We start from the raw sequence: 18,513 nt of genomic DNA on the forward strand, positions 1-18,513 counted from the left end.
AAGCTTAGATAGGGCTATCTTTAATGGTTTTAAGGACTTCATTCAAGTTAAAACGCTTGAGTTTTAGATTTTTGATTTCTTCATCGCTCAAGCGTTTCCAAGTGAAAGTCTTGCCGACATACCCCCATTTATCATAGCTTGAAGTGAATTCTAAATCCCCGTTTGAATTTTGAGTGACTCTCACATAGTAGGTCTTGCCATCATAAAAATTATACGCTTTACCGCCTTTATAAGATCGTTCTCCAACCTTAACCAAATCGCTTAAAAACACCACGCCTTTATCGCTGCGATCCCTTAATTTTGGGTTAGGGTTAAACTTGTCTTTTCTGGCTTTAGAGCCATCCGCATCAGAAATACCATAGGCATAGAATTTCCCATTATGCTCAAAAAACTCCACAAAAGAGCTTTTCATGTATAAAAATTCTTGAGTTTGATAAACTCCAGGCAACTCTACAGCCCCTAAAAAACAACAAAAAACTATAACAAGACTCACCAATTTCATAATTTTAATTTGATCAATCCTTTAGGCGCTTTAACGACCGCCTTAAAAATCGGCTCTTCCCTATATTTTTCAAAAGACTCTCCATAGAACCTCAACGCATGCGCATCGTTTTCAAAAAAAATAGCCAGCATGCCCGCATCCAAACGCAAAAAAGAAGCTTCACTAACCGGCTCATAAACGATCAAGTCTCTTTTTTCATCGTAAGGGTTTTTAATGACAGCTTGATTGATACCCACCGCTTTAGCCCCCTCAACGCCTTTGACAACCAGCTGGAAATCCACATATTTTTTGTGGCTTTCAAAAAAGCCTTTCTCGCTTTCTTTGGCATGCTCTAAACAATAACTCTGCTCTATGCTAAACATACCATGCCCTAAAGGCACTTGAAATTCTGTATCAGTAGCGAGGTTTAAAACCCTTTGATTCGCTTTACTACCCTTTTGCATGACATCTTTTAAATACTCATGCAAAATTTCTAAAACTTGTGTTTTTTTAAACAAATGCCCAAGCGAGCTTAATTCCCCAAAAATAGCCATATCCCTTTCCTTTTTATGATAAAAAGATTTAATGTTTCAGTTGCTCTAATCGTTCTTTTTTAGTGCCAATATCCGTGATCTGAATGCCAAAATTCCCATCCACGATCACCACTTCGCCCTTAGCGATCACCTTGTCATCTACGAGAATTTCCAAAGGGTCATTCACCAATTGATCCAGCTCTACCACGCTCCCTATATCCATAGAAACCACATCTTTTAAAATCATCTTTTTTTGCCCGATGCGCACCTTAACATTCAATTTCACATCTAAAAGCATGCTGATATTGCGGATTTCTATGTTTTCTAAAGACGCATCATGGGTTTTAATCTCTTCAGTAGCGCTCTTTGTCGTTTCTTCTTTTTCTTCTTGATGCGTTTTTTCAAATTGGCGCTCAAAAGCCGCCGTAGTCAATAAAATGATTTGGCTTTCTTTGAGCGCTTCCATTTTAAAAGAAAACACTATCATTTTAGCGTAATCTTCTTTTTTAGGAAGCTCTTTAGCGATTTCAGCGTTTATAGTGGTGAAATTGAATTTAGGGAGCAATTCTTGAGACTTCAAGCTTGTAGCGATCGCACCAAAAATATTAGAAGCCATTTCTTTAAAAGCGTCTAAATCGTCATTATCCATTTCTTCCTTACTCGCTCCCTCACCTCCTAGCATCAAATCGCTTAAAGCGGTAACTAAAACTACCGGAGCCAGTAATTCAATAGAGCTCTCTTCTTTTTCAATCGCACTTATCACAACTCTTGCATAAGGCACGCTAATCAAACTCCCCCAAGCCTCTTCACTATGAGAAACTTCTTTTTCTAATCCCACGCTTGGAGCCTTACCCACTAACCCTTCTAAAGTAGAGACAACCTCTTGAATAAAAATCTTAATAAAATCTTGCATTTCTCACTCTTCTTCTATTTTCATAATATCGCCCACTTTGCCTCTGCGCTGTTCTTCTAGCATTTCTAAAATTTCTTTAGTGCGTTCTTTTTCGCTATAGATCACTTCTTTAATTTGAATGGTTTTCCTATACCCTTGAAACCCCACGCTCGCTAAATAACGCTTTTTTTTATGCACATACACGCTCACTTCATCATTAGCGATCTTGTTCAACCGGATAGTATCCCCCACATCTAAATCCAACATTTCTTTCAAACTCAATTCCACCGCGCCCAAAAACACGATCATATCTACGCTCACCCCACTCAATAGCGCTTGCAATTCCTTATTACGGCTCTTTTTAGAGTTCGTTTCTGAAAGCATCAAATCCCTACTCCCCATTTTAGAAAGAATGCTCTCAATGGAAATCACCGGGTAACAAATATTCATCATCCCACGACTATGCCCGATAATAATCTCTAAAACCACCATGATAGAAATTTCATTTTGAGCGACGATTTGGACCACATTTGCGCTGGATTCTTTAGCGTCAATGGTAGGAAACATCTCCACCACAGGCGACCACACTTCTTTTAAAATTTGCATCACTTGGCGTAAAATCGTATCCAATAAATTCAATTCAATATCGCTAAACTCCCTGTTTTGATCATACGCACTCCCCTTACCCCCTAATAGTCTGTCAATCATAGGGAAAGCGATGCTAGGATTAATCTCTAAAACCCCCGTTCCCCCCATAGGCTTCATGGAAAAGACATTAAAACTCGTAGGGCTAGGCAAACTCATCAAAAATTCGCCATAAGTCATTTGATCCACGCTGTGGAGCTGGATCTCTACAATAGAACGCATGATAGAAGAAATTTGACTAGAAAGATTCCTAGCCATTTTATCATGGATACTCCTAAAAGAACGCAATTGCTCCTTACTCACACGATTAGGGCGTTTGAAATCATAGAGGGTTACGCTGCGCTGCGGGATAATATCTTTTTTTTGGACATTTTGAATATCCACATTTTCATCAACGACTTCTAAAAGCGCATCAATTTCTTCTTGGCTTAAAATATCAGCCATGATCCACTCCTAAGGATTTACGCACCTTTTTAATCACTTCTTTAATGATTTGAGAAATGCGCGATTCAGTAATGCCTAAAATCTCTTTAATCTCGCTCAAATTCAACTCTTCAAAGTAATAAAGCTGGATAAGGATTTGCTCTCTTTCGCTCATTTGATCCAGTGCTTTTTGGACATGCTCTAACAACTCTTCTGCTTCAATTTTTTTAGTGATTTCATCTTGCTCAATCGCATTGAATTGTTCATCTATTGGCACTAACGCATAAATATCTGAAGCCGTTTTGGCTTCTTTAATTTTTTCAATATTTTCGCCTAAAGTTTGCGCTAAATACGCATCGCTAGGCTCTTTCCCATGCTCATTAAGGTGTTTGGTGATCTCATTATCAATGCTTTTAATGAGTTTCCTGCTAGAGCGAGAAATCACATCTAAAGAGCGCAAATAATCTAGCATCGCCCCATTGACACGAGTTTTAGCATACCCCCAAAAAGAATCATTTAACGCACTTTCATAACGCCTGGCTAATTTAATCAATTCTTCAGTGCCAATAGAAACCAGATCGTTAAAATCAATAGAGCTGGGCAAGCGCTCTTTTAAACGAAACGCCATAGCGCGCACGGCCGGTAAATACTGGATAGCGAGCGCGTCTTGATGGTGATGTTGCTGCTCATCATAGGCGTTCAAAACCTTTTCTATATTTTTTTCGCTGGTTTCAGTTTTTTGAATTTCTTTGGGCATTCTATTTTCCATCATCAAAATCATAACTTCTAATGTATTCTAAAATACTAGCCACTTCTTTTTCTCTGTTCTTAAACTCATGGTTGAAACGAAGCAAGCTCTCCTCAGTGCCTTTTTTGTCAAAAAGACAAATATCTAAATCCGTGCAAGCGATAAAAATAGACGCGAATAACAACGCGATCAAGTATCCCCCAAGCGTGGATAACACCGTCCATAATAAAATGCTCTCTGGCTCATTGAATTTCAACACCGAAAACACTAACCCCAAAAAAAATCCTACCACAACAGAAAAATGGATAAAATTTTGCACTTTCATCAGCCTACCCCAAATACTTCAAAAGCCTTTTGAAAAAGCTTTTCAAACCTTCTTTTGGTATTTCTAAAGCACCGGTTTCTAATTTAGAAACCAAAAGACCCGCTATCTGGTCAATGGATTGCGAAAACAAATCGTTAGGGGCTATTTTTCTTAAAATTTTGCGCTCTCTCACATAGCGTTTCAATAAGGAGCTGTTTTCAATCGCTCCTAAGTAATGCAATTCTAATGAAGCGATATTGTTTTTAGCCACTTTAAACAGCCTTTCATAAGTCGCCCTACCCTCTTTAGGTTGGGCTACCATGTTAGCGATAAGAAACAATTCATCTTTATTCTTGGAGTTGATTTTAATGCATGCATACGCATCCGTAATCGCTGAAGGATCTGGTGTGGTAACAATCACCACGCAATCGCTCGCATTCAAAAACGCTTGTGTAGTGGCTCCAATCCCAGCTCCCGTATCAATCACAATATAATCTAAAGAGCTTAAAACCCCCTCTTCATCCACGAATCGATCTAAAGCTTCCGCACCGCTAATGTATTTTAAAATTTCTTCGCCGCTATCCCCAGGGATTAAGCAAAGCCCGGGTTCAATCTCACAAATGATTTCTTGCAATTTGGCTTCACCCTTTAAGGCATGCAAGATATTTTTATGGGTTTTCACCCCAAAAATCACGTCTAAATTCGCTAAACCGATATCCGCATCAAACACCCCCACCTTATAACCTTTCTTGTATAAAGAGTAAGCTAAATTAGCGCTAATATTGGATTTCCCCACGCCTCCCTTACCGCTTGTGATAGCGATGAATTTGGTATTCCCCTTATTATCAAAAAAACTTTTGGGATTTTTAGCGTTCATAAAATTATCCAAATGGCTCGCTTGATTGTTCATGCTTGTTCCTTATTAGGGTTACTAAAGCCATCTAGCATGCAATCCACTAAATACTCATTAGTAGCCACTTTCAAATCCATAGGCACTTCTTGCCCAACAGAAAGATAGCTGATAGGCTTTTGGCTTTCATGCACTAAAGAAAACAAATTCCCTAACCCCCTACTCTCATCTAATTTCGTAAAGATCAAAGTGTCAATCCCTAACACCCCAAAAGAATCATAAATATCTTTCATGTCTTCATACTTAGTGGTAACCGAAAGCACTAAGGACACATCAATATTATAACCCCCATCTATAAATTCCTTCAAACCGGCAATTTTTTCTTTATCGTATTGCGAATGCCCTGTCGTATCCACTAAAATAAAATCGCAGTATTCCAAAGCTTCAATTTCTTTAGCAAAATCCTTAGCGTCAATCACCGCTTCTATACTCATTTTCATTTTATTAGCATACCAACTCAATTGCTCCAAAGCCCCAATGCGATAATTGTCTAAAGTGATAATGCCCACCTTGTATTTTTTAGCCAGCATTCTAGAATAACGCGCGGCTAATTTGGCTAGAGTCGTCGTTTTCCCCACGCCTGTTGGCCCTACAAGCATTAAGATGCGTTTTTGCCTTAAATTCAAATCTTCAGGGCGGCACAAGATCATTTTGCGCAACACTTCTCTAAAATAGCGCTTGATCGTTACGGAATTTTCGCGCATGCGTAAAGGCATCAATTCCAGGCTCAATTGCATGATTTCATCTAAATGGCTGGATTTCATCCCGCTTTGTTTGGCCAGTTTGTAAATTTCGGCAAATTCTTGAGGGATATTGACAGAATTGGGGTTTTTCTCATCCCAAAACATGTTTTGAATGAGTTTCAGGCTGTCTCTGATTTTGCTTAATTGCAGATTAATGTCTTTAATCTCTTCTTCTTGTTTAACTTCTCTTTTTTCTCTCTCTTTTTTATGGTTGGCTTCATCTTTTAAAGCTTGCAATAAAGCGTCCTGCTTATTAGCCTCTAAAGGCGCATCCTCTAACGGGGCGTCTTTTTCTAAAAGGGTCTTATTTTTTGAAAAACTATAGTTGCGCTGGCTAGATGAAACCCCGGCGAGTTTGCGCATTTCTTCTACAGTGCTTGAAAGCTGCATGACCACATCTTCTTCATTCAATTCTTCATCATACAAACTTTCTGGAATAAGGGGGGCTTTAGAGGGTTTGTTTTCGCTCTCTTCTTCAACCGCCACAACGATTTCATAAAGTCCAGAAGAAGTGAGCGTTTTTTTACGGATTTCTTGGGTTTTAAACACCAGCGTATCCACCCCATGGTGGCTTTGAGCGATCTTTAAAGCTTCAGCGGCCGTCTCCCCACTATAGGTATAGAATTTCACCACTCCCCTTTTTTAAAAAGAATTTGTTGCAAAGCCAACGGCACTAACACCGAATCCCTTTCACTCCATTTAGGATGAGGTAAAGTCAAATCATTCTGTCTTAAAATGACTTGGTTGAAAGCGATAATATCAATGTCTAAAGTTCTTGGAGCGTCTTTAAAATCGCGCTTCCTTTGGCGCCCAAAACGCCTTTCTATATAAAAAACCAGAGCAAAAAAATGGCGCAAACTTAAAGATGTTTTAAGGATGATCGTAGCGTTATAAAAGTTAGGTTGATTAGTGTAACCAAAAGGCGGATTGATATAAATGGGCGAAGAAAAAATTTTCCCGATCTTACTATGATTTTTAAAATACAAAAAACAATTTTTTAATATTTTTAAAGGATTTTTAAGATTAGATCCCAACCCTAAAACCACCCTGTTAGAAAAATCAAGCCTTTTTTTAAAAAGGCTGGGGAAAAAGCGGTTAGTAAGGATCTCTCGCATCACAAAAGCTCAGCCCTAGAATTTTTGATCACCACTAAATCTTCAATGCGCACCCCAAAAAATCCAGGGATATAAATCCCAGGCTCTACAGAAAACACCATGCCCTCTTCTAAAATGGTTCCACTGCGCGATGAAATATAGGGAAGCTCATGAATGTCTAAGCCAATGCCATGCCCGGTGCTGTGAGTGAAATACTGCCCATAACCATAACCGCTAATCACCCCCCTAGCCAAGCTGTCCGCTTCTTTACCGGTCATGCCCGCTCTAATGCCTGAAATAGCCTTTTCTTGTGCTTCTTTCACAATGTCATAAATCTTTTGACGCTCTTTATCCTTGAAACTCTGCTCTCTTTTGAAAACAAAATCTTTAGGGTCAAAAAAAGCCGTGCGAGTCCTGTCAGAGCAATAGCGTTCGTATTTGATCCCCATATCCAAAAGAATGCTATGCTCCGCTTTTAAAAAATCCTTCGCACTAGGCAAAGCATGGGGTTTGCTCGCATTCGCATTCAAGGCTAAAATAGGCTCAAAACTCAGATCATAAACCCCCTCTTTAGTCAAAAAGTCCTTAACCTTATGCTGCAAATACCGCTCGCTCAAGGATTCTTTTTCATCAAAAATCTTTTTCACATACTCGGCAAAATTTTCAAAAGCTTCAACATTCAGCGCTTGAGATTTTTTGAGGAGTTGGATCTCATGATCGTTTTTAATGATGCGTTTTTGGCGGTGGTAACTAGGCACGCCCTCTAAAGTAACCTTATCCCCAATCGCTGAATCCAAACGCTTATAGGTTTGCAAATTCACTTGATTGGGGTCAAAAAAGAGCTTTTTAACCGAACTCTTTGCGATCAAATCAATCGCGCTTTGGACTAAATCGCTAGATTCTACCACTTCCGCTAAAACGCCATTTTTAGGCTGAATGCTTTCTTTAGCTTCTTGAGTGTAGCGAGAATCAGTGATAAAAAACGAGCGATCGTCTAATTGCAAAAACAAAGCGTTATCGCAACTATAAGCGCATTCAAAAAACATCGCGTTCTCATTGAGCGTGAAATGCGATTCTCTTTCTAATCCTTTCATCAATAACCCCTTTTACTTTTGATTGTTGATCGGGTTATTAGGGTTATTAGGGTTATTAGGGTTATTAGGGTTGTTTTTTTGGGCTTCTTGGAACGCTTTCATTTCGGCTAAAATATTGACCATCGCCATTAAAGCCATGTTGTAGCCAAGCGGACCAAATCCCATGATCACGCCTCCACAAGCCGCTCCGGTGTAAGAATTTTTCCTGAATTCCTCTCTGGCTTGAATGTTAGTGAGATGCACTTCAATAACGGGTTTGCCCGCTAGCATGATCGCATCCGCAATCGCAATAGAAGTGTGCGAAAACGCTCCAGGGTTAATGATAATCCCTTCATAATCGCTGCCCACACTCTCTTGGATCTTGTCAATGATTTCGCCCTCAAAATTGGTTTGAAAAAACTCTAATTCCACATCTAAATTGCCTTGTTTCACGAAAGTTTGCATGATTTCATGGATTTGGTCTAAGGTTACCATGCCATAAAGTCTTGGGTCTCTGTGTCCTAACATGTTTAAATTAGGCCCTTGAATCACTAAAATTTTCATTAATTTATTTCTCCTTGTTTAATATGGAATGAGACCACATTATAGCATAAGTTTTTATCTTACCCCTTAAACCCCCCTAAGAACGCATCACAAGAAACTACCGCTTGACTAACATCAAACCCCTTGATGCTAAAAAGCGCTTTTATCTTTTTTTAAAAAAACAGCCATCATGACCATTCCTACAAAAAAACTTCCCGTAATGAAGAAATCAAAGGGGTCAAACCCGATGCCAAAAATGAGGTAAAAAGTGAGTGTCGTTAATATAAAAAACGATATTAAAGAGTTTTGCTTTATCCCGCTCCAAAAAATCTTTACAACCGCTAGTAAAAAAAAGAGCCAGATTAAAAAGCCTATGATCCCCCTAGTGGCTAGAACATGAATGATTTGATTGTCGTATCTTTCATAACAAAGAATCAAATCTTTGGCCCTATAAGACTTTGATAAGGATAAAATCTCTTCTAACCTCTGGCATTTCTCGCTAGCAGCCATACCAAAAAAGGGCCTTAAACGCAAAACCGTTAGGGCTTCTTTCCAGCGCTCCAAACGCCACCCGATACTGCTATCAGCGTCCTTTTTAGCGTAGCGTTTCAAATCTTCTTCAAAGCTTTGGTTTTGAACCCTAGATTGCTCTATTGCCCCCTTTTTTTCTAAAGCATTACTCCCCATATACAAAGCGCTCAAAACAAGACTCACAACCACCATATAACCCAATGGTCTGAGCGATTTTTTGGCGTATAAAATAAAGCAAGAAAGGATCAAAAAAGTAATAACAAAAGCGATTGTCGCGCTCCTTGTGGCGCTTAAAATAACGACTAAAAACCCCACAAAAACAGAAAGCGTGAAAAAAAGTTTTTCTTTTTGACTTTGCGAATAGAGTGCATAAATATAACAGCCTAAAATGGACACGCTCACTAAAACCACATACTCCTTAACCGTGCTAAACCCTTGCGCTCTGGGCATGTTAAAATAAATTTTTTGCACCAATGAAAGCAAGCCGTTGATGAAATTTGCAACAGCCATGCTGTAAAAAAGGATTTTTTGATTCAATTTGATTCTTAAACGGCTCGCAAAAAGCAAGCATAACGCCCCGCAAGCGTAAGTTAAGGACATGTTTAGAGCGAATAAATTGTAGTGGAAAGTTTGGCTATCATGCATGTTAAACATGTTAGGGAAGATGCTTAAAAACACGCCCAAAAAAGCCAGAGTGAGCCATTTAAAAGACATGGTTTTTAAATGATTAATTGCGAAAGTTTCTTTCAAAGACGCTTGGAAATAACACCTAAGAAACAAAAAAACCATTAAAACAATCAATAAGACTTGCGTTAAAGGTTTTTTAAACGAAGTGAGAAAGAAAAGGGCAAAAATTAAAGTGAAAACAGAGTCCGCACTAAAAAAGGCCTTCAAACGCTCTTTCAACACAAACTCGCCATACCCTAAAACCGATAAAAATTATCTGTCTTTAATGCCTAACTTTTCAATCAAAACCACATAACGCACATGATTGGTGCGTTTGATGTATTTCAACAAGTTGCGTCTTTGAGCGACTAATTTTAAAAGCCCTAAACGACTGGAATGATCTTTGGGGTTAGCCTTTAAATGCTCGGTTAAAAGCTTGATCCTTTCATTCAACAACGCCACTTGCACTTCACAAGAACCCGTATCGTTTTCCTTAGTAGCAAACGCCTTAATGATTTCTTGTTTTTTCTCCAGATTCAAAGCCATAACGACCTCCTAATTGGTAATTTAATAAAGATCGCATTATAGCGTAAAATAAGCTTTTTTGTGTCATACTCTTAAACTTTATATTATAATAAGCCTAAAAAGACAAACCACCTACCAGATTAAGGCATTGATTTTAGATTATGGCAAACGAACGCTCCAAATTAGCTTTTAAAAAGACTTTCCCTGTTTTTAAACGCTTCTTGCAATCCAAAGACTTAGCCCTTGTGGTCTTTGTGATAGCTATTTTAGCGATCATTATCGTGCCGTTACCGCCTTTTGTGTTGGATTTTTTACTCACAATCTCTATCGCGCTATCGGTGTTGATTATTTTAATCGGGCTTTATATTGACAAACCGACTGATTTTAGCGCTTTCCCCACTTTATTGCTCATTGTAACCTTATACCGCTTGGCTTTAAATGTCGCCACCACCAGAATGATTTTAACGCAAGGCTATAAAGGGCCTAGCGCGGTGAGCGATATTATCACGGCGTTTGGGGAATTTAGCGTGAGCGGGAATTATGTGATTGGGGCTATTATCTTTAGCATTTTAGTGCTGGTGAATTTATTAGTGGTTACTAATGGCTCTACTAGGGTTACTGAAGTTAGGGCGCGATTCGCCCTAGACGCTATGCCAGGAAAGCAAATGGCGATTGATGCGGATTTAAATTCAGGGCTTATTGATGATAAGGAAGCTAAAAAACGGCGCGCCGCTCTAAGCCAAGAAGCGGATTTTTATGGCGCGATGGATGGCGCGTCTAAATTTGTCAAAGGCGATGCGATCGCTTCTATCATCATCACGCTTATCAATATCATTGGAGGGTTTTTAGTGGGCGTGTTTCAAAGGGATATGAGCTTGAGCTTTAGTGCTAGCACTTTCACTATCCTAACCATTGGCGATGGGCTTGTAGGGCAAATCCCTGCCTTAATCATTGCGACAGCGACCGGTATTGTCGCCACTCGCACCACGCAAAACGAAGAAGAGGACTTTGCTTCCAAACTCATCACACAGCTCACCAATAAAAGCAAAACTTTAGTGATTGTGGGAGCGATTTTATTGCTTTTTGCAACCATTCCTGGACTCCCTACCTTTTCTTTAGCGTTTGTAGGGACACTCTTTTTATTCATCGCATGGCTGATTAGCAGGGAGGGAAAGGACGGGTTGCTCACCAAATTAGAAAATTATTTGAGTCAAAAATTCGGCTTGGATTTGAGCGAAAAACCCCACAGCTCCAAAATCAAACCCCACACCCCAACCACAAGGGCTAAAACCCAAGAAGAGCTTAAAAGAGAAGAAGAGCAAGCGATTGATGAAGTGTTAAAAATTGAATTTTTAGAATTGGCTTTAGGCTATCAGCTCATCAGCTTAGCGGACATGAAACAAGGGGGCGATTTGTTAGAAAGGATTAGGGGTATTAGAAAAAAGATAGCGAGCGATTATGGTTTTTTGATGCCGCAAATTAGGATCAGGGATAATTTGCAGCTCCCCCCAACGCATTATGAAATCAAGCTTAAAGGCATTGTGATTGGTGAAGGCATGGTGATGCCTGATAAGTTTTTAGCCATGAATACCGGTTTTGTGAATAAAGAAATTGAGGGCATTCCTACTAAAGAGCCGGCTTTTGGAATGGACGCTTTATGGATTGAAACTAAAAATAAAGAAGAAGCCATTATTCAAGGCTATACCATTATTGATCCAAGCACCGTTATTGCGACACACACTAGCGAATTAGTGAAAAAATACGCTGAAGATTTTATCACTAAAGATGAAGTGAAATCCCTTTTAGAGCGCTTGGCTAAAGACTATCCTACGATTGTAGAAGAGAGTAAAAAAATCCCCACCGGTGCGATCCGATCAGTCTTGCAAGCCTTGTTGCATGAAAAAATCCCCATTAAGGACATGCTCACTATTTTAGAAACGATTACCGATATTGCCCCATTGGTTCAAAACGATGTGAATATCTTAACCGAACAAGTGAGGGCGAGACTTTCTAGGGTGATCACTAACGCTTTTAAATCTGAAGACGGGCGTTTGAAATTTTTAACCTTTTCTACCGATAGCGAACAATTTTTGCTGAATAAATTGCGAGAAAATGGCGCTTCTAAGAGCTTGCTACTCAATGTGGGCGAATTGCAAAAACTCATTGAAGGGGTCTCTGAAGAGGCCATGAAAGTCTTGCAAAAAGGGATCGCTCCGGTGATTTTGATTGTAGAACCTAATTTAAGAAAAGCCCTTTCCAATCAAATGGAGCAGGCCAGGATTGATGTGGTCGTGCTAAGCCATGCTGAATTAGATCCTAACTCTAATTTTGAAGCTTTAGGCACGATCCACATTAACTTTTAATTTAATTTATTAAAATAAAAAAGGAGAATGATGCAAGTTTACCACCTTTCACACATTGATTTAGACGGCTATGCATGCCAGCTTGTTTCAAAACAATTTTTTAAAAATATCCAATGCTATAACGCTAATTACGGGCGTGAAGTCTCAGCGAGAATTTATGAAATTCTAAATGCGATCGCTCAATCTAAAGAGAGTGAATTCCTTATTTTGATTAGCGATTTGAATTTGAATTTAAACGAAGCGCAGTATTTGCAAGATAAAATCCAAGAACACCGCTTGCAAAATAAAAACATTCAAATCCAGCTTTTGGATCACCATATCAGCGGTAAGGAAGTGGCTGAGAGTTTCCATTGGTATTTTTTAGACACGAACCGCTGTGCGACTAAAATCGTATATGAATTTTTGAAAAAGCATTACGCTATTTTAGAGCCAAAAAACACAACATGGCTAGAGCCTTTAGTGGAAATGGTCAATTCTGTGGATATTTGGGACACGCAAGGTTATGGCTTTGAATTAGGCAAGGTGTGCATGCGCATGATTAACCAAAGCTCTGAATTGAATCGTTTCATGTTTGATGATGAAAACCGCGATTATAAATTAAAGCTTTTAGAAGAAGTTAAAAACTATTTGTTTTTAGAAAATGCCCCTGTAGCCTATGATAACGATTTGTTCAGGCTTAAAAAAATCGCTTTAGGGGGCGACCCTGATACAGAAACGATGGACAATATCTCTTCAAACGCGCAAACGCATTTGCTCTCTTTAAAAAAGCATGATTGCAGCGTTTATTACCAGGATAAAAAAGGGTTTTTAAGTTATTCTATGGGGGGTATTAGCGTGTTGGCTAACCTTTTTTTAACGCAAAATCCGGATTTTGATTTTTATATGGATGTGAACGCTAAAGGGAATGTGAGCTTAAGGGCGAATGGGAATTGCGATGTGTGCGAACTCAGTCAAATGTGTTTTAATGGGGGCGGGCATAGGAATGCGAGCGGAGGCAAGATTGATGGCTTTAGGGAGAGTTTTAATTATAGGGATATTAAAGAACAAATTGAAGAAATCTTTAATAACGCTTAAACTAATCTGTTTGCAAAAAGCTAACAAAAACTAAAAAGAGTTTAAAAACTCTTTTTTGGAAGGTTTAAAAATTTTCATTCCATCGTTTTATAGAAGCTTATTTCCTTAAGGGGATAAGGAGTGTTTTAAAATAATTCTCCCCCTACAAACCTCCAACTAATCCCCATAACCCCCAAAAGAACGCTTAAAAATCCATCGCTTGATTAAAATCAAGCTCTTTTAATCATTTGATTGTAAAGAATGTTTTTAGCATTCTTTAAGTTTTATGGTCAATATTTAATAGAGCCAAGTTTGTATTTTTGTGTTTTGATGGGTATTTAGATCCATGAATTGATACGAATCTATTTTAGTGTTTTTAACCAAAATACCCTACCAATCGCAGATAAAATGATTATGCCCCCCAGCTAACACCAACTAACTAAACACCAACATGATATGAGTGCCTCTACTATCGTTATTAAAATATTTGATTTTACCCGCTCCACACCCTCATTCTAATCTATTTTTAGCAAAAAGAATTTATTCTTCACACGCCGGTTTTGGGTAGCAAAAACGATAGCCTCTGCGCCTTACGGTTTCAACCGTGGAAATCCCCAAGGGTTTATCCATTTTTTGGCGGATTTGATTGATAGCCACTTCAATGACATTAGGGGTAACCATTTCAGGCTCTTCCCAAATAGCGTCTAAAAGCTGTTCTTTGGAGACGATCTGATCCCTATGTCTGGCAAGATGGGTAAGCACTTCAAAGGGCTTCCCTTTAACTTCAACTTCACGCCCCTTGTAAATAATCTTTTCTTCATCAGGGCTAATGGTCAAATCCCCAATTTCAATCACATTAGAACCCCAAAACCTCAAACGAGCCTCAATCCTTGCGACTAAAGCCTTAATGCTGCGATAAGGTTTAGCGATGTAATCGTCCGCACCTTGCTCAAACGCATGGACTTCTTCCTCGCTTGTAGGGTTATCCGAAGAAACTAAAACAACAATAGAAGAATGCTTTTCCTTGATTCCAGAAACAAAACTTAAAGCATTTTTATCGCTAACCATAACCAAGTCATAATTCCTAATATCCATAAGATATTCCCCATCCTCTAAACTCTCTGTTACATCAGCCATAAAGCCTTTAGCATTTAAGCCCTTTTCAATTTCTCCACCCAAAACAGAATTTTTTTCAATCAGTAAAACGCGCATGGTGTATGACTCCTGCATTTAAGAGTAATTCGAACACTGATTATATCATAATTTTAAATTAGTTTAAGAAAATATTAATAAAAGTTATCGCTTGATCAAAATCAAGCCCTTGATTATTGGTTGTAAAAAATGCCTTTGAGCGTTTTTATGGATAATTTTTAAAACCATTTACTAAAAATCGCCATTTTATTGTATAATTACAATTCCAACCATTCCTTATGGTTTGGTTGGCACCGCTTAAGATTGAAGGGTCACCTCCCCCTCCTTTCCCTTTGTCTTGGCGGTTGTTTTTAACTCCTTGTTTTGATCCTTATTTTTAACCGCCCGATTACGATTTAATCCATAGCTTGCTCTTCTTAAGATGTTTAAAATTTTTAGTTCAAGCTTGATTTTTAGGTAAAAGTCTAAGGTATGCGATCTCGCTAGGGGCTAAAAACCTTAAGGGAACACCCCAATACCCTGCCCCACTGCTCACATAAATTTGAGTGGTGCCGCTGTGCTTGTATAAACCATACAAATAGGTTTGCGCCAGCTTGACTAAAAGGCTAAAAGGAAAGATTTGCCCTGCATGGGTATGCCCTGAAAGCACTAAATCTACAGAGTGGCTTTCTTTGAGGCTTCTAATTTGTTTGGGCTGGTGGGCCAAAAGGATCGTAGGCTTACCCTTATTGCACTTTTTTAAAGCCTTGTCAATATCAGGGGCAAAATTTTGATGCTTCCTTGCGAAATAATCATACACGCCACACAAATTGATCCCTCCTAAATGCACGCACTCATTCCCTAAAATCGTTAAATTAAGCGTGTCAAGAAACGATAAAATCGGCTCTATGCCATGATAATACTCATGATTTCCTGGCACATAAAAAGTGCCATGCGTGCTTTTAAGGTTGTTTAAGGGCAGTAAAAAAGATTTGACTTTTTCAATATTTTCATCCACTAAATCCCCCCCAATCAGCACCATATCCACTTCTTTTTGATTGACTTCTTCTACAATGTAATCAACAAAATCTTTTTGCAACAAACTCCCCACATGCATGTCTGTGAGTAAAATAATCTTTAATTCTTTATCCAGCTTGTCTAAATAAATAGGGGTTTCTTTGATTTTAGGGCGGGCCAACCCTTCATAAAACCCGCGCCAAAAATACCCCAATAGCGCCAGATAAAACCCCAATTTTAAAAAATTTTTTAAACTTTTACGCCTTGAATGCAAAAAATCTATTTTTTCTATGGAGTAGGAAAACCCGTAAAAACTCAAAGAAAAAATAAACACAATAAAAGACACAAACGAACACGCTGAAGTCAAAACAAACAAATGGCTAGGCATAGTATTTCTATAAAAAGCAAAAGCCACCTCGCCTACGCTCAAAAGGACAAAAAACCCCAAATAAGCGTATTTGGAGATTTTCTTTAAGGTTAAAAACGACTTCAACATCCTAAAAGAACTATAATTCAAAAGACATAAAACCAATAAAAACGCTATGGAGATCAGCATACCACCCTTTTATTATCATAAAGTGTTCTGTCATTCTATCATATTAACGCTAATACACCCTTTAGGTTTCATCGTGCTATTTCCTTTTTTATCAGTCTCAATCCACACAGAAAGAGAAAAGCATCCCTCCCTTTAAAAAGAGTGTGAGTTTGGATACAATAATAAAAAATGCGCTTAAAACCATAGAAAGGAGATACAATGCAATTAGACGAAGATTTAGAATTCGTTAAAAAAATCTTTAACCCTAACAGGGTGTTTGCCAAGCAAGCCAGGATTAAAAACATGTGCGAATATAAAGATTTAGTGCATGAAGCCAATGAAGATTATGAACATTTTTGGGGCGAGTTAGCCAAACAAAAACTCACATGGTTTAAACCTTTTGATAAGGTTTTAAACAGCGATAACGCCCCTTTTTTCAAATGGTTTGAAAACGGCAAAATCAATGTTTCTTACAATTGCATAGACAGGCATTTAAAAGACAAAAAAAATAAAGTAGCGATTATTTTTGAAGGGGAAATGGGGGATTATAATGTCATCACTTACAGAAAACTCCACTCTGAAGTCAATAAAACAGCCAACCTTTTAAAAAACGAATTCAATGTCAAAAAAGGCGATAGAGTCATTATCTATATGCCTATGATTGTAGAAAGCGTTTATATGATGCTCGCATGCGCTAGGATTGGAGCGATCCATAGCATCGTTTTTGCTGGGTTTAGCCCTGAAGCCTTGAGGGATAGGATCAACGACGCTCAAGCCAAATTAGTTATCACAGCGGATGGGACTTTTAGAAAAGGCAAACCCTATATGCTCAAGCCAGCCCTTGACAAGGCACTAGAAAATAATGCCTGCCCTAGTGTGGAAAAAGCGCTCATTGTGATACGAAACGCCAAAGAGATTGACTATGTGAGAGGGCGCGATTTTGTCTATAATGAAATGGTCAATTACCAATCCGATAAATGCGAACCTGAAATGATGGACTCTGAAGATCCTTTATTCTTGCTCTATACAAGCGGATCAACCGGGAAACCTAAAGGCGTTCAACACAGCAGTGCGGGGTATTTGCTATGGGCGCAAATGACGATGGAGTGGGTTTTTGATATTAGAGATAACGATAATTTTTGGTGCACCGCTGATATTGGTTGGATCACAGGGCACACTTATGTGGTTTATGGACCTTTAGCTTGCGGGGCAACGACTTTGATACTAGAAGGCACGATGTCTTATCCGGATTATGGGAGATGGTGGAGAATGATAGAAGAATACCGCGTGGATAAATTCTACACTTCCCCCACCGCTATAAGAATGCTGCATGCTAAAGGCGAAAACGAACCCTTAAAGTATAATTTAGAATCGCTCAAAGTTTTAGGAACGGTAGGAGAGCCCATTAACCCTACGGCATGGAAATGGTTTTATGAAAAAATCGGTAACTCAAAATGCAGTATCGTGGATACTTGGTGGCAAACAGAAACAGGCGGGCATATCATCAGCCCTTTACCGGGAGCTACGCCTATAAGGGCCAGCTGTGCAACTTTACCTTTGCCTGGAATCCATGCAGAAGTTTTAAACGAAGACGGCACCAAAACAAAGCCCGGAGAGCAAGGGTTTTTATGCATCACTAAGCCATGGCCTTCTATGGTAAGAAACATTTGGGGCGATGAAAAACGATACATTGATAGCTATTTTTCTCAGATCAAGTTGAATGGGGAATATGTCTACCTCTCTGGAGATGGCGCTATCGTGGATGAAAACGGATACATCACTATTATTGGGCGCACAGATGATATTGTGAATGTGAGCGGGCATAGGATTGGCACGGCTGAAGTGGAGAGCGCTATTTCTAAACATGAAATGGTGGTTGAATGCGCGGTAGTGGGTATCCCTGATACGATTAAAGGAGAGGGCTTGTTTGCGTTTGTGGTGCTGTGCGATGGGGCTAAATGCAATCTTGGCGAGAGTTTAGAATTGTTAAAAGAAATGAATCATATCTTATCCGTTGAAATTGGAAAGATCGCTAAATTAGACAATGTCATGTATGTGCCGGGTTTACCTAAAACCAGAAGCGGGAAAATCATGAGAAGGCTTTTGAAATCTATCGCCAAAAAAGAGCCCATCACTCAAGATTTAAGCACGCTAGAAGATGTGAATGTGGTCAAAGAAATAATGAGTATCGTTCAAATGGAAGAGTGAAATCTCAAAAATGCTTTTTGGCGTTTTTTAGCCAAATAATGAGAGTCCAGTTTCAATCAAAGCGGTAATTTCTCATAAAGCGTAAGAACGCCTAC

General features: G+C 38.9%; 18 protein-coding genes. 3 read left to right on the forward strand and 15 right to left on the reverse strand.

The features are described from left to right. Positions 1-4: 4 nt before the first annotated feature. The 13 genes from FIM44_RS01645 to rpsO all read right to left on the reverse strand — a co-directional run bounded on the left by FIM44_RS01645 (position 5) and on the right by rpsO (position 10,132). Positions 5-502: a DUF2147 domain-containing protein gene (locus FIM44_RS01645; protein WP_000780295.1), complete on the reverse strand. Its 498-nt coding sequence runs from the start codon at positions 500-502 to the stop codon at positions 5-7. Next, on the reverse strand, positions 499-1,035 hold the full coding sequence (locus tag FIM44_RS01650) for a NanQ anomerase/TabA/YiaL family protein (RefSeq protein WP_140578774.1): 537 nt from the start codon (positions 1,033-1,035) through the stop codon (positions 499-501). The genes FIM44_RS01645 and FIM44_RS01650 overlap by 4 nt, the downstream gene beginning before the upstream one ends. A 28-nt stretch (positions 1,036-1,063) precedes the next feature. Then, positions 1,064-1,927: a flagellar motor switch protein FliY gene (gene fliY / locus FIM44_RS01655; RefSeq protein WP_140578776.1), complete on the reverse strand. Its 864-nt coding sequence runs from the start codon at positions 1,925-1,927 to the stop codon at positions 1,064-1,066. 3 nt (positions 1,928-1,930) lie between these two features. Further along, complete coding sequence (gene fliM, locus FIM44_RS01660; protein WP_000763562.1) at positions 1,931-2,995, reverse strand: flagellar motor switch protein FliM; 1,065 nt, start codon at positions 2,993-2,995, stop codon at positions 1,931-1,933. Beyond that, positions 2,988-3,755 (reverse strand): RNA polymerase sigma factor FliA, encoded by a 768-nt coding sequence (gene fliA / locus FIM44_RS01665; RefSeq protein WP_140578777.1) that lies wholly within the window; start codon positions 3,753-3,755, stop codon positions 2,988-2,990. Before fliA ends, fliM begins: the two co-directional genes overlap by 8 nt. Then, entirely contained in the window at positions 3,733-4,047 is a 315-nt protein-coding gene (locus tag FIM44_RS01670; RefSeq protein WP_000868000.1) for a hypothetical protein, read from the reverse strand. The genes fliA and FIM44_RS01670 overlap by 23 nt, the downstream gene beginning before the upstream one ends. Before the next feature lie 4 nt (positions 4,048-4,051). Further along, positions 4,052-4,936 (reverse strand): flagellum site-determining protein YlxH, encoded by an 885-nt coding sequence (ylxH, locus tag FIM44_RS01675; protein ID WP_140578779.1) that lies wholly within the window; start codon positions 4,934-4,936, stop codon positions 4,052-4,054. Next, on the reverse strand, positions 4,933-6,309 hold the full coding sequence (gene flhF / locus FIM44_RS01680; protein WP_162981823.1) for a flagellar biosynthesis GTPase FlhF: 1,377 nt from the start codon (positions 6,307-6,309) through the stop codon (positions 4,933-4,935). The genes ylxH and flhF overlap by 4 nt, the downstream gene beginning before the upstream one ends. Further along, the gene (gene folK / locus FIM44_RS01685; RefSeq protein WP_001901392.1) at positions 6,306-6,794 is read right to left on the reverse strand and encodes a 2-amino-4-hydroxy-6-hydroxymethyldihydropteridine diphosphokinase; all 489 of its coding nucleotides are present in this window, start codon (positions 6,792-6,794) and stop codon (positions 6,306-6,308) included. The genes flhF and folK overlap by 4 nt, the downstream gene beginning before the upstream one ends. After that, the gene (locus tag FIM44_RS01690; protein ID WP_140578781.1) at positions 6,794-7,867 is read right to left on the reverse strand and encodes an aminopeptidase; all 1,074 of its coding nucleotides are present in this window, start codon (positions 7,865-7,867) and stop codon (positions 6,794-6,796) included. Before FIM44_RS01690 ends, folK begins: the two co-directional genes overlap by 1 nt. A gap of 12 nt (positions 7,868-7,879) precedes the next feature. After that, positions 7,880-8,410: a type II 3-dehydroquinate dehydratase gene (gene aroQ / locus FIM44_RS01695; RefSeq protein ID WP_140547901.1), complete on the reverse strand. Its 531-nt coding sequence runs from the start codon at positions 8,408-8,410 to the stop codon at positions 7,880-7,882. Between the two features lie 129 nt (positions 8,411-8,539). Beyond that, on the reverse strand, positions 8,540-9,829 hold the full coding sequence (locus tag FIM44_RS01700; protein WP_140578782.1) for an O-antigen ligase family protein: 1,290 nt from the start codon (positions 9,827-9,829) through the stop codon (positions 8,540-8,542). Positions 9,830-9,859: 30 nt separating this feature from the next. Then, positions 9,860-10,132: a 30S ribosomal protein S15 gene (gene rpsO, locus FIM44_RS01705; protein ID WP_078215529.1), complete on the reverse strand. Its 273-nt coding sequence runs from the start codon at positions 10,130-10,132 to the stop codon at positions 9,860-9,862. Between the two features lie 140 nt (positions 10,133-10,272). Between rpsO and flhA the strand changes: the two genes are divergently transcribed. Together flhA and FIM44_RS01715 are read left to right on the forward strand one after the other, a co-directional pair. After that, entirely contained in the window at positions 10,273-12,474 is a 2,202-nt protein-coding gene (flhA, locus tag FIM44_RS01710) for a flagellar biosynthesis protein FlhA (RefSeq protein ID WP_001262891.1), read from the forward strand. Positions 12,475-12,504: 30 nt separating this feature from the next. Beyond that, positions 12,505-13,548: a 3',5'-cyclic-nucleotide phosphodiesterase gene (locus FIM44_RS01715; protein WP_162967869.1), complete on the forward strand. Its 1,044-nt coding sequence runs from the start codon at positions 12,505-12,507 to the stop codon at positions 13,546-13,548. 519 nt (positions 13,549-14,067) lie between these two features. Here FIM44_RS01715 and hsrA read toward each other — a convergent pair. Then, a complete protein-coding gene (gene hsrA / locus FIM44_RS01725) occupies positions 14,068-14,739 on the reverse strand; it encodes a response regulator-like transcription factor HsrA (RefSeq protein WP_140578784.1) in 672 nt (223 codons plus the stop codon). A 379-nt stretch (positions 14,740-15,118) separates the two neighbouring features. Beyond that, entirely contained in the window at positions 15,119-16,231 is a 1,113-nt protein-coding gene (locus tag FIM44_RS01730; protein ID WP_140578786.1) for a metallophosphoesterase, read from the reverse strand. Between the two features lie 198 nt (positions 16,232-16,429). Here FIM44_RS01730 and acs point away from each other — a divergent pair, with 198 nt between their 5' ends. After that, entirely contained in the window at positions 16,430-18,418 is a 1,989-nt protein-coding gene (acs, locus tag FIM44_RS01735; RefSeq protein ID WP_140578788.1) for an acetate--CoA ligase, read from the forward strand. Positions 18,419-18,513: the final 95 nt, after the last annotated feature.

The sequence above is a fragment of the Helicobacter pylori genome (assembly GCF_006440215.1).
GTDB classification, from domain to species: domain Bacteria; phylum Campylobacterota; class Campylobacteria; order Campylobacterales; family Helicobacteraceae; genus Helicobacter; species Helicobacter pylori_CS.

Coding starts and splice junctions, on each gene's coding strand:
- FIM44_RS01645 (WP_000780295.1), bottom strand. CDS start 502: ATGAAATTGGTGAGTCTTGTTATAGTTTTTTGTTGTTTTTTAGGGGCT.
- FIM44_RS01650 (WP_140578774.1), bottom strand. CDS start 1,035: ATGGCTATTTTTGGGGAATTAAGCTCGCTTGGGCATTTGTTTAAAAAA.
- fliY (WP_140578776.1), bottom strand. CDS start 1,927: ATGCAAGATTTTATTAAGATTTTTATTCAAGAGGTTGTCTCTACTTTA.
- fliM (WP_000763562.1), bottom strand. CDS start 2,995: ATGGCTGATATTTTAAGCCAAGAAGAAATTGATGCGCTTTTAGAAGTC.
- fliA (WP_140578777.1), bottom strand. CDS start 3,755: ATGATTTTGATGATGGAAAATAGAATGCCCAAAGAAATTCAAAAAACT.
- FIM44_RS01670 (WP_000868000.1), bottom strand. CDS start 4,047: ATGAAAGTGCAAAATTTTATCCATTTTTCTGTTGTGGTAGGATTTTTT.
- ylxH (WP_140578779.1), bottom strand. CDS start 4,936: ATGAACAATCAAGCGAGCCATTTGGATAATTTTATGAACGCTAAAAAT.
- folK (WP_001901392.1), bottom strand. CDS start 6,794: ATGCGAGAGATCCTTACTAACCGCTTTTTCCCCAGCCTTTTTAAAAAA.
- FIM44_RS01690 (WP_140578781.1), bottom strand. CDS start 7,867: ATGAAAGGATTAGAAAGAGAATCGCATTTCACGCTCAATGAGAACGCG.
- aroQ (WP_140547901.1), bottom strand. CDS start 8,410: ATGAAAATTTTAGTGATTCAAGGGCCTAATTTAAACATGTTAGGACAC.
- rpsO (WP_078215529.1), bottom strand. CDS start 10,132: ATGGCTTTGAATCTGGAGAAAAAACAAGAAATCATTAAGGCGTTTGCT.
- flhA (WP_001262891.1), top strand. CDS start 10,273: ATGGCAAACGAACGCTCCAAATTAGCTTTTAAAAAGACTTTCCCTGTT.
- FIM44_RS01715 (WP_162967869.1), top strand. CDS start 12,505: ATGCAAGTTTACCACCTTTCACACATTGATTTAGACGGCTATGCATGC.
- hsrA (WP_140578784.1), bottom strand. CDS start 14,739: ATGCGCGTTTTACTGATTGAAAAAAATTCTGTTTTGGGTGGAGAAATT.
- FIM44_RS01730 (WP_140578786.1), bottom strand. CDS start 16,231: ATGCTGATCTCCATAGCGTTTTTATTGGTTTTATGTCTTTTGAATTAT.
- acs (WP_140578788.1), top strand. CDS start 16,430: ATGCAATTAGACGAAGATTTAGAATTCGTTAAAAAAATCTTTAACCCT.